This is a genomic window from Kytococcus sedentarius (genome assembly GCF_041937525.1).
Taxonomy (GTDB): domain Bacteria; phylum Actinomycetota; class Actinomycetes; order Actinomycetales; family Dermatophilaceae; genus Kytococcus; species Kytococcus sedentarius_A.
Genome location: NZ_CP169391.1, coordinates 1,129,760 through 1,143,829 on the forward strand (window position 1 = coordinate 1,129,760; position 14,070 = coordinate 1,143,829).

12 protein-coding genes and 2 tRNA genes are annotated in these 14,070 nt (G+C 71.9%); 3 read left to right on the plus strand and 11 right to left on the minus strand.

What is annotated here, in order from left to right; genetic code table 11:
- Positions 1-16: 16 nt before the first annotated feature.
- Entirely contained in the window at positions 17-517 is a 501-nt protein-coding gene (locus ACEY2A_RS05230; protein WP_374929810.1) for a DUF3515 family protein, read from the plus strand.
- On the opposite strand, the gene ACEY2A_RS05235 is transcribed toward ACEY2A_RS05230, so the two are convergent.
- The 8 genes from ACEY2A_RS05235 to clpS form a co-directional block, all read right to left on the minus strand.
- Positions 518-1,648: a D-alanine--D-alanine ligase family protein gene (locus tag ACEY2A_RS05235; protein ID WP_374929811.1), complete on the minus strand. Its 1,131-nt coding sequence runs from the start codon at positions 1,646-1,648 to the stop codon at positions 518-520.
- A 32-nt stretch (positions 1,649-1,680) separates the two neighbouring features.
- Positions 1,681-2,682 (minus strand): NAD(P)H-dependent glycerol-3-phosphate dehydrogenase, encoded by a 1,002-nt coding sequence (locus tag ACEY2A_RS05240; RefSeq protein ID WP_374929812.1) that lies wholly within the window; start codon positions 2,680-2,682, stop codon positions 1,681-1,683.
- A gap of 72 nt (positions 2,683-2,754) precedes the next feature.
- On the minus strand, positions 2,755-3,075 hold the full coding sequence (locus ACEY2A_RS05245; RefSeq protein ID WP_374929813.1) for an HU family DNA-binding protein: 321 nt from the start codon (positions 3,073-3,075) through the stop codon (positions 2,755-2,757).
- A 260-nt stretch (positions 3,076-3,335) separates the two neighbouring features.
- Positions 3,336-3,408 (minus strand) — tRNA-Glu (locus tag ACEY2A_RS05250).
- Positions 3,409-3,495: 87 nt separating this feature from the next.
- A tRNA-Gln gene (locus ACEY2A_RS05255) sits at positions 3,496-3,570 on the minus strand.
- Positions 3,571-3,738: 168 nt separating this feature from the next.
- Positions 3,739-5,328, minus strand: coding sequence for a glutamate--tRNA ligase (gene gltX / locus ACEY2A_RS05260; RefSeq protein WP_374929814.1), 1,590 nt, complete (start codon positions 5,326-5,328; stop codon positions 3,739-3,741).
- A gap of 53 nt (positions 5,329-5,381) precedes the next feature.
- On the minus strand, positions 5,382-6,146 hold the full coding sequence (locus ACEY2A_RS05265) for a DUF2017 family protein (RefSeq protein ID WP_374929815.1): 765 nt from the start codon (positions 6,144-6,146) through the stop codon (positions 5,382-5,384).
- Positions 6,146-6,454 carry an ATP-dependent Clp protease adapter ClpS gene (gene clpS / locus ACEY2A_RS05270; RefSeq protein ID WP_374929816.1) on the minus strand — a complete coding sequence of 103 codons (309 nt, stop codon included), beginning with the start codon at positions 6,452-6,454 and terminating at the stop codon, positions 6,146-6,148. Before clpS ends, ACEY2A_RS05265 begins: the two co-directional genes overlap by 1 nt.
- Before the next feature lie 124 nt (positions 6,455-6,578).
- Here clpS and ACEY2A_RS05275 point away from each other — a divergent pair, with 124 nt between their 5' ends.
- Positions 6,579-7,916 carry a nicotinate phosphoribosyltransferase gene (locus tag ACEY2A_RS05275; RefSeq protein WP_374929817.1) on the plus strand — a complete coding sequence of 446 codons (1,338 nt, stop codon included), beginning with the start codon at positions 6,579-6,581 and terminating at the stop codon, positions 7,914-7,916.
- Positions 7,913-8,548, plus strand: a complete 636-nt coding sequence (locus ACEY2A_RS05280) for an isochorismatase family protein (RefSeq protein WP_374929818.1) — start codon at positions 7,913-7,915, stop codon at positions 8,546-8,548. Before ACEY2A_RS05275 ends, ACEY2A_RS05280 begins: the two co-directional genes overlap by 4 nt.
- Here the strand turns inward: ACEY2A_RS05280 and ACEY2A_RS05285 are convergent.
- The 3 genes from ACEY2A_RS05285 to ACEY2A_RS05295 all read right to left on the minus strand — a co-directional run bounded on the left by ACEY2A_RS05285 (position 8,527) and on the right by ACEY2A_RS05295 (position 14,021).
- Positions 8,527-10,320, minus strand: a complete 1,794-nt coding sequence (locus ACEY2A_RS05285; protein ID WP_374929819.1) for a choice-of-anchor I family protein — start codon at positions 10,318-10,320, stop codon at positions 8,527-8,529. The genes ACEY2A_RS05280 and ACEY2A_RS05285 overlap by 22 nt on opposite strands.
- Before the next feature lie 110 nt (positions 10,321-10,430).
- Positions 10,431-12,578 carry an acyltransferase family protein gene (locus ACEY2A_RS05290; RefSeq protein WP_374929820.1) on the minus strand — a complete coding sequence of 716 codons (2,148 nt, stop codon included), beginning with the start codon at positions 12,576-12,578 and terminating at the stop codon, positions 10,431-10,433.
- A gap of 138 nt (positions 12,579-12,716) precedes the next feature.
- Positions 12,717-14,021: a homogentisate 1,2-dioxygenase gene (locus ACEY2A_RS05295; protein WP_374929821.1), complete on the minus strand. Its 1,305-nt coding sequence runs from the start codon at positions 14,019-14,021 to the stop codon at positions 12,717-12,719.
- Between the last annotated feature and the right edge of the window lie 49 nt (positions 14,022-14,070).

Consider the following 14,070-nt stretch of genomic DNA (forward strand, 5'->3'; position numbering starts at 1 on the left):
ACGCTACCCTGTGCCGATGCCCTCCCGCCGTCCCACCGTGCGCCCGTGGCCCCACCCCACCCCTCGCCTGATGGCGTTGGGTGCCGCCGCGACGATGGGGCTGAGCGTCACCCTGGCGGGCTGCTCGCGCGGGGAGGTCCCGGTCTCGGCCGCGCCCCTGGCGGCGGAGCCGGCCTGTCAGCAGGCGGTGGAGGCCTTCCCCGAGGTCGTGGCCGGACGGGTGGCCCAACCGGTCTCCGAGGAGGCCGAGAGCAGCGCAGCGGCGTGGGGGAACCCCGCCATCGTGGCCCGGTGCGGCGTGGTGCCGCCCGGACCCACCACCGACCCCTGCCTCACGGTCAACGAGGTGGACTGGGTGGTGCAGGAGCTGGATGACGGCGTGGCCCTGGTCACCTACGGGCGCACCCCGGCGCTGGAGATCCTCGTGCCCGCCAGCTACCCGCAGTCCGCGGACCTGGTGGCCGGCTTCGCCGAGGCGGCCGACGCCCTTCCCTCGACCGGCCGCGCCTGCACCTGATCAGCGCAGGCCGAGGGGGCGCTCCAGGGCGAGCGTGAGCAGCTCGTCGATGAGCTCCGGGTACGGGATGCCGGAGGCGGCCCACAGCGCGGGGTACATCGAGTAGGGGGTGAAGCCCGGCATCGTGTTGATCTCGTTGATGAGGATGCGCTCGTCGGGGGTGACGAAGAAGTCCACCCGGGCCAGGCCCTCACAGTCGGCGGCGTCGAAGGCGATGACCGCCAGGCGCCGGATCTCCTCGATGACGTGCTCGGGCGCCTCGGCGGGCGCGGACAGGGTGGTGGACGACTCGTCCAGGTACTTGGCCTCGAAGTCGTAGAAGCCGTGCCCCCCGGAGACCACGATCTCGCCGACCGTGCTGGCCCGCGGCGGCTCGGCACCGTGCCCGTCCAGCACCGCGCACTCCAGCTCGCGGCCGTCGATGCCCTGCTCCACCACGACCTTCAGGTCGTGCTCGCGGGCGGCCTCGATGGCCTCCTCCAGGGCGGACAGGTCGTCCACGCGGGTGATCCCCATGGAGGAGCCCGCACGGGCCGGCTTGACGAAGACCGGCAGCTCGAGCTCGGCCACGGCGTCCAGGGCACCCTGGCGGTCGGCGCGCCACCGGCGGTCGCTGATCACCCGGTAGGGCCCCACCTCCAGGCCGGCGGCCTCGAAGACCACCTTCATGTGGTGCTTGTCCATCATCATGGCCGAGGAGGCCACGCCGCAGCCCACGTAGCGCAGGTCTGCCATCTCCAGCAGCCCCTGCAGGGTGCCGTCCTCGCCGAACGGGCCGTGCAGCAGCGGGAAGACCACGTCCACCTCGCCCAGCAGCTCCGGCGGCAGCCCCTGCCGCACGACCTGCAGGTCGGTGTGCGTGGACCCCAGCGGCACGATGACGTGCTCGTCCCCGCCCGCGACCTGGGGGATGTGCCCGGCGCTGATGGCGAGCTCCTCCGGCGAGGCGGTCGAGACCACCCACTGGCCCTCACGCGTGATGCCGATGGGGACGACCTCCCAGCGCGTGGAGTCGATGGCCGCCATCACGCTGGCAGCGGTCGCGCAGGACACGGGGTGCTCACTGGACCGGCCGCCGAAGACGAGGGCGACGCGGGGGCGCGAGGACGGGGTCTGGTTCGAGGCACTCATCGTCGCAGGATCGTACTCGCCCGGGGGGCGGATCAGTACTGCTCGGCCTTGCGCACACGCGACATGAGGCGGCGGGCCGTCTCCTCCACCGAGACCCCCTCGTGCACCACACCGACGACCGCCGAGGCGATGGGCATGGGGATGTCGTGCTGCTGGGCCAGGTGCAGGATCGAGCGGCAGGACTTCACGCCCTCGGCCACCTGGTTCTGCGAGTCCAGGATGCTCTGGAGCTCCTCCCCCTGGCCCAGGCGCATGCCCACCTGGTGGTTCCGGGAGAGCTGGCTGGAGCAGGTGGCCACCAGGTCGCCGGCGCCCGCCAGGCCCAGGAAGGTGGTGGGATCGGCACCCAGTGCGGTGCCCAGCCGGGTGATCTCGGCCAGCCCGCGGGTGATGAGCATGGCGGAGGTGTTGTCGCCGTAGCCCATGCCCTGGGACATGCCCACGGCCAGGGCCACCACGTTCTTCACAGCGCCGCCGATCTCCGCACCGATCACGTCCGATGAGGTGTACGGCCGGAAGTAGGGCGCATCGCAGGCCTCGGCCACCGCATCGGCCCGCTCGGTGTCCGGGCAGGCCACCACCGAGGCGGAGGGCTGGCGCTGCACGATCTCGCCGGCGAGGTTCGGGCCGGAGAGCACCGCCACCCGGTCGGGGTCCACCGCAGCGGCCTCGGCGATGACCTGGCTCATGCGCAGGCCGGTGCCCAGCTCGATGCCCTTCATGAGGGACACCACGGTGGCCCCGGGGGCGATGACCGGACCCCAGTCGCGCAGGTTGTCGCGCAGGGTCTGCGAGGGCACGGCCAGCACCACGATCTCGGCGCCCGCGCACGCCTGCGCCACGTCCGTGGTGGCCCGCAACCCCTCGGGCAGCTGGTGGCCGGGCAGGTAGTCGACGTTCTGGTGGTCGCGGTTGATGCCGTCCACCAGCTCGGGCCGGCGACCCCACAGGGTCACCTCGGTGCCGGCGTCGGCCAGCACCTGCGCGAAGGCGGTGCCCCAACTGCCGGCTCCGAGCACGGCGGCGTGCGTCATGGTCGTCCTCTGCAGCGCATGGTCAGGTACGCGCACAGACTACGCCGCGACCGCCGGGGGATGGGGCGGGCCTCAGCTCCGGCTGCGACCGCCTGCGCACCCCGTCTCGGGCAGCGTGGAGGGGTCGGCCACGAAGCCCCGGAACATGGGGCTCGGGCGGAAGCGGGGCCCGGCCGTCCCGGGGATGCGCACCACCTCGCCGGTGCGGGGGTTCCGTCCGGTGCGGGGCGCGCGCTCCACCCGCTCGAAGGTTCCGAAGCCGGTGAGGGTGACGGTCCCTCCGGCCGCGACCTCACGGATCATCGCGTCCACCAGGATGTCGACACACTGCGAGGCAACACCCTGACCTCCCACGATCGGTTCCAAGGTCCTTGCCAGGTCCGCTTTGTTCATGGGGCCACCTCTCGGTCGTGTGCCGGGCCAGGGAGGGGATGGGGGGCTCCTCCGGTGGCGAGAGTAGGCAGAGCCGTGGTAGCGATCCAAGCGTCTGACGGGATTGCAACCAGGCCGTGACCTTCCACCGCTCAGGGGCCGTCCACGAACCCCTGCAGCCGTCCCCGCACCGAGGGTCTCCACCCAGGAGGAGGGACTGCCCGGGAGGTGCCCACACACGACGAAGGACCCCGGTCAGTTGACCGGGGTCCTTCGAGTTGTAGCCCCGACGGGATTTGAACCCGCGCTACCGCCTTGAGAGGGCGGCGTGCTAGGCCGCTACACAACGGGGCCGTATCGCTTTCGCGACTGGAGGACTCTACCACAGGTGGTGGGCCTCCGCAGCGCTTCGGAAGAAGCTCGGGAGCTTCTCCACCGCACTGGCTGGGGTACCAGGACTCGAACCTAGACTAAATGAACCAGAATCACTCGTGCTGCCAATTACACCATACCCCAAGGGTTTTCACCGTTCTGGCGCCGTTCCGTGAGGTCCGGTCGGCCAGTGGTGACCAGCCCGCCCCGCGGGGCGAACCGAGGCGACACCTTACACAGGTTCTCCCCGGTTCGCCAATCCGCGGGCAGCCGCGCACAGCAGCACCATGAGGTGCGCGCAGGCGTCCCCCGTCAGGCCGTCAGCTGGTCGCGCAGGGAACGCAGCCGGGCCAGCGTGGAGGGCTTGCCCAGGATCTCCATGGACTCGAACAGCGGCGGCGACACCTTGGCCCCGCTGAGAGCCACCCGCAGCGGCGTGAAGGCCACCTTGGGCTTGAGGCCCAGCCCGTCCAGCAGTGCAGCGCGGAGTGCTGCCTCGATGTCCTCGGTGGCCCAGCGGTCACCGCGCTCGTCCGCCGGGTCGCCCAGCACCACGGCCGGGGTGTCGGGCAGCTCCTCCAGGGCCGCGATGGCCGCACCGAGCACCTCCGGCGCGTCCTCCTTGAGTCCGGACACGGCGGCCTCGTCCCGCTCCAGGGCGGCGTCCTCCACGAAGAAGGGCCGCACCAGGCCCACGGCCTCGCTCAGGACGGGAACGCGCGTCTGCACCAGCTCGGCGACGCTCTTGAGGCGCGCCATCTCCCCCATCGAGGGACGGTCGGGCAGCACCCCGGCGTCCTGCAGGTGCGGCAGGAGACGACCGGTGAACTCCCCCGCATCGAGCATGCGCAGGTGGTCACCGTTGATGGACTCGGCCTTCTTCTGGTCCCAGCGCGCGGGGTTGGGGTTCACCGCGTGCACGTCGAAGGCCTCGACGAACTCCTGCGGGGTGAACACGTCCTGGTCGGCCCCGATCGACCACCCGAGAAGGGCCAGGTAGTTGATCATGCCCTCGCGGACGAAGCCACGGTCGCGGTGCAGGAAGAGATCGGCCTCCGGGTCGCGCTTGGAGAGCTTCTTGGTGCCGTTGCCCAGCACCAGCGGCAGGTGACCGAAGGTGGGCACCCGCTCGGCCTCCCCGATGGCGATGAGGGCGCGGTACAGCGCGATCTGGCGCGGGGTGGAGCTCAGCAGGTCCTCGCCGCGGATCACGTGGGTGATGCGCATCGCGGCGTCGTCCACCGGGTTCACCAACGTGTACAGGGGCACCCCGTTCCCGCGGACGATCACGAAGTCCGGGATCTGCCCGGCGGGGAAGGTCACCTCGCCGCGCACCATGTCGGTGAAGGTGATGTCCTCGTCCGGCATGCGCAGGCGCAGCACGGGCTCACGACCCTCGGCGCGGAAGGCCTGCTTCTGCTCCTCGGTGAGCTCACGGTCGTGGTTGTCGTAGCCCAGCTTGGGGTCCCGGCCGGCGGCCTTGTGGCGCTCCTCGACCTCCTCCGGGGTGGAGAAGGACTCGTACGCGTAGCCGGCCTCCACCAGCTTGCGCGCCACCTCGGCGTGGTGGCCGTGGCGCTCGCTCTGCCGGTAGGGGGCGTGCGGGCCGCCCTCGTGCACCCCCTCATCGGGGGTCATGCCCAGCCACTCGAGCATGTCGTAGATGCCCTGCGCGGACTCCTCGGAGTCGCGGCTGGCGTCGGTGTCCTCCAGGCGGAAGACGAAGGTGCCGCCGGTGTGGCGCGCGTAGGCCCAGTTGAACAGGGCGGTGCGCGCCAGGCCCACGTGGGGCGTTCCCGTGGGGCTCGGGCAGAAACGGACGCGCACGTCGGAGCCGGTCACCTCCGCGGACTCGGAGGCGTGGGCGGCGGGGGCGAGGGTCTGGTCAGCGGCTGCAGTCATGGTGGGAACAGCCTAGGACAGCCGGGCGGTGCGGGACCCAGCCCCACGACGCGTCACCGGCGCATGAGGGCCTCGACGAGGGTCTCCTGCATCCACCCCAGGAATCCGTGGTGCAGACCCAGCTGCAGGTCACGCTCCTCCTCCTCGGTCAGGCGCTCCCCCCGCTCGGCCTGACGGATCAGCCACGAGGTCCGGGCATCGGCCTGCTCGGAGTCGCCGTCCTCGGTGATGTCCAACCGGTCGGCCAGCACGATGCGGATGTCCGTCATGGCCGCCAGGACCTGCCGGGCCTCCTCGAGCGACAGGGCCAGCACACCGCTCTCGGACGCCCGGTCGCAGGCGGCGATGAGAGCGTTCAGGTTGGTCAGCTTGGTGCGGCGGATGCCCACGTGGGCCACCTCCGCGAACTCCAGGGCGATGATCGGCTCCAGGGGGTGCGCCTCGGGGAACAGACGGTGCAGCGCAGGGTCCGCCCCCGAGTCGTTGAGCAGGCCCAATGGTGAGATGCGGGGAACGTCCCCCCGGGCAGAGGGGACCGCGGGGTCGTCCGTCGCGGGCTCCGTGGGGTGCAGGCCGGCCGTCAGCGCCTCGAAGCGCGCGTCGACCGACGCCTGGTCATCGGCCTCCCCCGACGCACCCTCAGCGGCCCCGCCGTCTCCCCCGAGCCCACCGGCCCCGGGGTCCACCCGCTCGTCCACGCCCGGGATGCCACCCAGGATGAGGACAACCGCGGTGGCACTCTCGCTCAGCACCTGCAGCTCCAGGTCGTCCAGGTGGGCCACGGCGGCCTCACCCTCCCAGCGGAACGCGCGCGCCATCAGGTGTCCTGACCCAGCGTCGCCCACAGGCCGTACTCCTGCATGGCCTTGGTGTCGACCTCCATGGCCTCCCGGCTGCCCGTGGACACCACGCACCGCCCCTTGGTGTGGATGTCCATCATCATCGCCTCCGCCGTGCGCTGCGGGTACCCGAAGTGGTCCATGAGCACGAAGGTCACGTAGCTCATGAGGTTGACCGGGTCGTTCCAGACCAGCGTGTACCAGGGCGCGTCGAGGTCGGCCCGGTCGGCCAGCGCCACCGCGCCCTCGGGGTCTGACAGGGGTGTCGGGTCCAGGGGTTCAGCCACGCCCCCACTGTAGGGAAGGCCACCGACACCCGGCAGCCGCAGTCCACAGCCGGCCCCTCGACCGCCCGGCCCCGCGGACTCGGTCCACCCCACCCCCGTGGGCCGTACACCTAGGCTGGGGCGCGTGAACAGCACCGCCCTGATGACCGACCACTACGAGCTCACCATGGTGCAGGCCGCCCTGCGCAGCGGCGCCGCCCACCGGCGCAGCGTGTTCGAGCTCTTCGCCCGCCGCCTGCCCGAGGGCCGCCGCTACGGCGTGGTCGCCGGCACCGGGCGCTTCCTGGAGGCGTTGGCGGACTTCACCTTCGGCGAGGCCGAGCTCGAGCACCTGCGCCGCCACCGGGTGGTGGACGAGCCCACCCTGGAGTGGCTGGCCGACTACCGCTTCTCCGGTGACATCCACGGCTACCCCGAGGGCGAGATCTACTTCGGCCACTCCCCCCTGATGGTGGTGGAGTCGACCTTCGCCGAGGGCGTGATCCTGGAGACCCTCGCCCTGTCGATGCTGAACCACGACTCCGCGGTGGCCTCGGCCGCCAGCCGCATGACGGCCGTGGCGGGCGATCGTCCCTGCATCGAGATGGGCTCCCGGCGCACCTCCGAGGGGTCGGCCGTGGCCGCCGCGCGGGCCGCCCACGTGGCCGGCTTCGCCTCCTCCTCCAACCTGGAGGCCGGGCGTCGATGGGGTGTGCCCACCGCCGGGACCGCCGCCCACTCCTTCACCCTCCTGCACGACGACGAGCGCGCCGCCTTCGCCGCCCAGGTGGACTCCCTGGGCGCCTCCACCACCCTGCTCGTGGACACCTACGACGTCACCCGCGGCGTGCAGACCGCCGTCGAGGTGGCCGGCACCTCCCTGGGCGGGGTGCGGCTGGACTCCGGTGACCTGCTGGGCCAGGCCCACGCCGTGCGGCGACAGCTGGACGAGCTGGGGGCGAGCGACACCCGCATCGTGGTCACCAGCGACCTGGACGAGTACGCCATCGCCTCCCTGGCCGCCGGGCCGGTGGACGCCTACGGCGTGGGCACCCGCCTGGTGACCGGCTCGGGCCACCCCACCGCGGGCATGGTCTACAAGCTCGTCTCCCGCGAGGGGGACGACGGCGTGATGGTGGACGTGGCCAAGGCCAGCGCCAAGAAGACATCCGTGGGCGGGCGCAAGCACGCGATGCGCCGCATCGTCGATGGGGTGGCGACCGCCGAGCTGGTGGGCATCGGCGAGCACCCCGGCGGCGACGGCGACGACCGTGAGCTGCTGGTGCCGCTGGTGCAGGGCGGTCAGGTGGTGGTGGCCACCGGCGCCGAGGGGCTCGAGGCCGCCCGCGAGCGCCACGCCGCCTCCCGCGCCGAGCTGCCCGCCGGCGCCCTGCGGCTCTCCGCCGGCGACCCGGCGATCCCGACCATGTTCATCGACGAGGTGCCGGCGCCCGCCGAGGCGCTGGGGACGGAGCAGGCATGACCCAGCAGACGACCACCCGCACCACCGCCCTGCTGGTGGTGGACGTGCAGAACGACTTCTGCCCCGGCGGCTCGCTGGCCACCACCGAGGGCGATGCGGTGGCCCGCGCGATCGCCGAGCACATCCGCGCCGCCGGCGACCACTACGCCGCCGTGGTGGCCACGCAGGACTGGCACGAGGACCCCGGCGACCACTGGTCCGACGAGCCGGACTTCGTGGACTCCTGGCCGGTCCACTGCGAGGTGGGCACCCCGGGCGCGGAGTTCCACCCGGCCGTCGCCGAGGTGGCCGAGGCGTTCGACGCCGTCTTCCGCAAGGGCCGCTTCGAGGCCGCCTACAGCGGGTTCGAAGGCCACCTGGCCAGCGAGGGCGACACCAGCGGCGACGACGCCGAGCCGACCATGCTGGCCACCTGGCTGCGTGACCGCGGCATCGAGACGGTGGAGGTGTGTGGCATCGCCACCGACCACTGCGTGCGCGCGACCGTCATCGACGCCCTCTCTGCGGGCTTCGCCGCCCACGTGCTGCTGCCGCTGACCAGCGGCGTGGACGAGGCGGCCTCCACCTCTGCCGTGCAGGAGATGGAGGCCGCCGGTGCGACCACGGAGGGTCAGCCCCGCGTGACCGCCTGACGACGACCGGCCAGCACGAGCGCGCCACCGGCCAGCAGGGTCAGGCCCAGTGCGGCGCCGACCCCCTCGCCCGCCGCGCGCTGGTGCGCCACACCGGTGTCGATGATGGGGCCGTCCGAGTCGGTGACGCTCCACACGGTGGTGGTGCCGGAGATCTCGTTGCCCACCACCAGCAGCGGCTCGCCGGTGGGGCTGGCGGCGGCGTCGACGAATTCCAGGCCCTCCGGGCCCAGGTCGCCCTGCCCCTCGACGGCCTCGCCGTCGAACTCCGCGTCCCAGCCACGGTTGTCCGCCCAGGTGACGAACTGCGGCTGCTGCGGGTCGGACAGGTCGAACACCATGATCCCGGAGATGCGCTCCAGGCCGAGGAACAGGTAGGGGGTCCCCTCGACCTCACCCACGGCGACGGCCTCGGGCTCCACACCCTTGTCGTCGCTGCGGGAGTCCAGGGAGGGGTTCTCGTCGTGGTTGGCGTTCCACGCGTGCTCGGGCAGGGTGCCGTCCTCGATGAGGCCGAGCACGATCTGCTCCAGCTGGCCGCCGGACTCGAACACCGGCCTGCCCTGGGCGTCCACCACGGAGAACGACCGGCCACCGAAGGAGTACAGGGCCTCGTACAGCCCGGTCTCGGCGTTGCGGCCGTGCTCGGAGCTGACCTTCAGGTCGCCGGCGACCTCCTCGGACTGGAACCACTCGGCGTCCAGGTCGGGGAAGGCCGCGAGCTCGAGCTCGCCGATGGTGGTCTCCTCGGTGTACTCGCCCCACTCGCGGACGTCGCCCTCGTTGGCCGTCACGTAGTAGGTCTGGCCACCGGCCGTGAACGCCTCGATGGCGTCGGGCTGCATCATCGCCTCGATGGGCAGGCCGCCGATGGGGTGGGCCCGCTCGTCCTCCTTGGAGCTGTCGACGGCGGAGGACTCCCAGGAGCGCTGCTGCATCGGGCGGACGTCGGTGACCGTGGCCGAGGCGATGTCCACGATCGCCAGCGCGTTGGCCTCCTGCAGCGTCACGACGGCGGTGGTGCCCGAGGGGTCCACGGCCACGTACTCCGGCTCCAGGTTGCGCTCCACGCGGCTCGGCTCGCCGGTCGGCGCGGGCACGTCGGGGCCGAAGACCCGGACGCGCGGGTCGAGCGTGGTGGCGAAGGCGGAGAAGTCGGCGGTGCGCACCTGCTGCTGCGTCACCGCATCGGCCCCGGAGGAGAGGTCGATGACGCTGACGGTGCCGGCGGGGTCGACGGTGAAGTCGTCGTCCGGCTCGCCCTCATCGGCCGTGAGGACGTGCGTGCCGGTGGGCGAGATGCGGACCATGTCCGGCTGCGCGCCGACCCGCACGACGGAGGACGGCTCGAAGGCACCGGGGGTCAGGCGGCCGAGGACCACCCAGCCGGGCGACACCTTGTCCGGGGCCTCCACGGCCAGCGCCGCCAGCCCGCTGGGCAGGACGTCCACCGAGTTCACCTGGGCGCCCTCACCGATGACGGACCCGTCCGCCGCGGTGAGCCCCACCGGGCTGAAGCTCCCCGCCGGGGAGAGCTGGCCGCGCTCGTCGAGCCCCAGCACGTCCAGCTCACCGGCCTCGGCGTTCACCACGGCCACCTGGCCGGTGGTGGGGTCGAAGGCGGGGATCTCGGACGCCGCCTCGTCGAACGAGCCCGTCTCGTGGGTGGACAGCACCTCCATCTCCAGCGTGCCCTCCGCGTGTGCGGAGGGTGTGGTGAGCAGGGCACCAGCGGCCAGGGACAGGGCGAGCGCGGGGCGCAGGACGGACACAGTGGTCTCCTCGAGGGATCGGGGTGGGACCCCGCGACCCAAGCAGCCCCGGGTGCCGCCAGGGTGAACCCCACGTGAACCCCCGGCGGACCCGGGGCGGCCGTGCGGTGTCAGCCCTCGGTGACGGCCCGCTGCACCTCCTGCGCGTAGTGCAACTTCCCGGTGTAGTTCGGGTGCGTCCTGTCCGAGAGGAACCACCCGGGCTGGTCGGCGGAGATGCCCTTCCAGTCCGCGATGCTGATCTTGGGGTCCAGGTCCTCCGACTCCAGCTCGTCGAACATCTCCTGGTTGCCCTCGTCCCAGCTGCCGTGGGCGTGAGGACGCACCAGGACCACGTCCGTGACCGAGTCCTTCTCCGCGAGCCCGGTGGCCACCTCCAGCAGGTCGTCCTTCCTGATCAGGCCGTTGTTGCCCGTGTGGATGAGCACCACCTCGGACTCCACGTCATCGGCCTCCAGGGCCTCCTGGGCGAAGCCGAGCACGTGCTTGGACTGCACCCCCACGTCCGCGCGCAGGTCCAGGGCACCGAAGGCGCGCGACAGGATGGGCCCGGCGGACATCGGCACCGAGTCCCCGAAGATCGTCAGCCCCATGCACTGGGTGGAGTCGTCCAGGCGCAGACCGTCCTCACCCGGGGGCAGGGTGTCCACGGCCAGCTGGGACTCCCCCAGCCACTTCTCCTCGGCACCGTGGGAGACCCGGTCGCCCGTGATCTTCGTGGGGTCGCACTGGGCGTCCTTGCCGCCGGAGGCGGAGGGCGACGGGGACGGGTCCTGCGACGGGGCGGGATCCTGCGCCGAGGGCTCAGAGTCACCGGTCGCGGTGGCCTCGTCGTCGGGCGCCGGGGGCACCTCGGAGTCCGGGTTCTCCCCGGCACCGGTGTCGGTGGCGCCGGCGGAGGGGTCCTCCACCACGCCCACCTCGGAGTCACCCAGCACCTCCTCCACCTGCTGCTCCTCGAGCTGCTTCGGGTCGGTGGTCACGGCCACGGCCGTCATACCCACGGCCAGGGCCGCCGTGGCCGTCACCAGGCCGCTGGCCGCAGTGAGCGGAGCCCGGCCGGTACGACGCAGGCGGTCCCAGGTGGCCCGGAAGCCCTGCCGACGCACCGGGTTCTCCACCAGGCGGTAGCTCAGCTCCGCAGCTGCGAGGGTCAGCCCCCAGCGCACCGCCATCACCACCGGCTCGGACCACTGCACGTCGATGCCGGGACGCGTGAAGGCGGCGATGGGCCAGTGCCACAGGTACAGCGAGTAGCTGCGGGTACCCAGGTAACGCAGCGGGGGCAGGCTCAGCACCCACTCCACGGGACCAGGTCGGGTGGCGACCACGACGAGGACCGCCACCAGCACGGCCAGGGCCGCGAAGCCCCATCGGTACAGGGCCTCGGAGGTCTCGTCCATGGCCACGAAGTACCAGCCCAGCCCCGCCAGGCCGGCCACACCCACCAGGGTCCACAACGGGCCCGCCGGCCGCAGGGCCGGCAGCCGGTCGCTGAATCCCCGGCCGTCGCGCAGCGCCGCCAGGGCAGCGCCCGTGAGCAGGCCCATGGCGTGGGAGTCCGTGCCGAAGTAGAAACGGCTGGTGTCCCCCGAGGCCGGCAGGTCTGCCGCCGCGGTGCCCAGCCCCATCCACAGGGAGGACGCCACCGCACCGACCACCGAGAGGACCAACAGGGCCCAGCGGCGGCCACCCGGGCGCACGAACGCGAACGTGAGGCCCGCCACCACCAGCGGCCAGATCACGTAGAACTGCTCCTCCACGGCCAGCGACCACAGGTGCTGCAGCACCGGCGGACGCCCCGCGGCCTCGAAGTAGCTGCGCTCGGCCAGGACGTACCACCAGTTGGAGGTGTAGGTGCTGGCGGCCAGGACGTCTCCCAGGTAGGAGCGCACACCCCCACGATCGAGCACCAGCATCACCACCGACACCACGAGCAGCAGCAGGGCGACGGCGGGGAAGAGCCGTCGGATGCGGGCGGTCCAGAAGTGCTTCAGGTCCACCTGCCCGTCGCGCCAGCGCGTCAGGAGCTGACTGGTGATGAGGTAGCCCGAGAGCACGAAGAAGACGTCGACTCCCAGGAAGCCACCGTCCAGGCCGGTGTCGAAGTGGAAGAGCATCACCGAGACGACGGCGATGGCCCGCAGACCGTCCAACCCCGTCAGGTAACGACGCTGCGTGCCCTCACCGGGGACCTTCTGCCGCGCCCCCCGCGCGGGCCCGGACCACCCGGTGGCCACCGGACGCCGTGACGCCACGCTCCTGCGCTCGCCGCTCTCCCCCACAGTGCTCCTTCCCACCGGTCACGATGCCGTACGTGGTGCCTCTCGTGCGACACACGACGGTCCCGCCCCACGGGTGCGGGGCGGGACCGTCAGAGTACTCGCGCGCCGGGCTCAGTCGGACGGGGTGGGTGGCTCCTGGTCCGCCAGGGAGCGCTGCTCGGCCTGCGACGTCTGGGCGGTGGCGTGCCACGACCACGCGTAGGCGCCGTCCTCGCACGCCAGACCGCCCTCACCCAGGTCGAGCGGGCGGAAGGTGTCCACCATCACAGCCAGCTCGTCGAAGTACTCCACCCCGATCGAGTTCTCGTAGGCGCCGGGCTGCGGCCCGTGGGCGTGACCACCCGGGTGGAGGCTGATGGAGCCCTGCTTGATGCCGCTGCCCTTGCGCGCCTCGTAGTCACCGTCCACGTAGAACATGACCTCGTCGGAGTCCACGTTCGAGTGGTAGTAGGGCACCGGGATGCTCAGCGGGTGGTAGTCCACCTTGCGGGGCACGAAGTTGCAGACCACGAAGTTCCAGCCCTCGAACACCTGGTGGGCGGGTGGCGGCTGGTGCACCCGTCCGGTGATGGGCTCGTAGTCGGCCACGTTGAACACGTAGGGGTACAGGCAGCCGTCCCAGCCCACCACGTCCAGCGGGTGGAAGGGCAGGGTGTGGATGGTGCCGCCCTGGCCGCCGCTGGAGTTCTCCCCGGTGGCGCGGTGGCGGATGTAGACCTCGGTCTCCTCGTCGCGGTCGGCACCGATGTCCTCGGCCAGCAGCGGCTCGCTCGGACCCCGCAGGTCCCGTTCGCAGTAGGGCGAGTGCTCGAGCAGCTGCCCGAACTTGGAGAGGTAGCGCTTGGGCGGGCCGATGTGGCTGGAGGCCTCGATGGCGTACACGCGCAGCGGCTCGCTGTAGCCCACGTCGCCCGCATCGCGCGGGATCCAGCGGTGGGTGGTGGCCCGCGGCAGGATCAGGTAGTCGCCCTGGCCCACCTCGAAGGCGCCGAAGACGGTCTCGACCCGCGCGTTGCCGCGCTCCACGTACAGGCACTCGTCACCGATGGCGTTGCGGTACCAGGGGCTCACGGTGTCCGCGACCACGTACGACAGGCGGACGTCACCGTTGCCCATCAGCAGGCGGCGACCGGTGACCACGTCCACACCCTCGGTGGGCTCGTCCCCGCCGAACAGGTCGTGGGGCCGCAGGTGCAGCGGCCGCAGCGGATGGTTGGGGGTCAGCGTGGCGTCGGGGATGTCCCAGACGCGGGCGTCGGTGATGGTGGAGGGGATGTTGCGGTGGTACAGCAGGGAGGAGTCCGAGGAGAAGCCCTCCTCCCCCATCAGCTCCTCGTAGTACAGGCCCCCCTCGGGGGTGCGGTGCTGGGTGTGTCGCTTGGGGGGAATCGTCCCGACACTGCGGTAGTACGCCATTCCTCGACCTCCGTTGGCTGAGCTGTCGACCCCACAGTATGGGGTGACG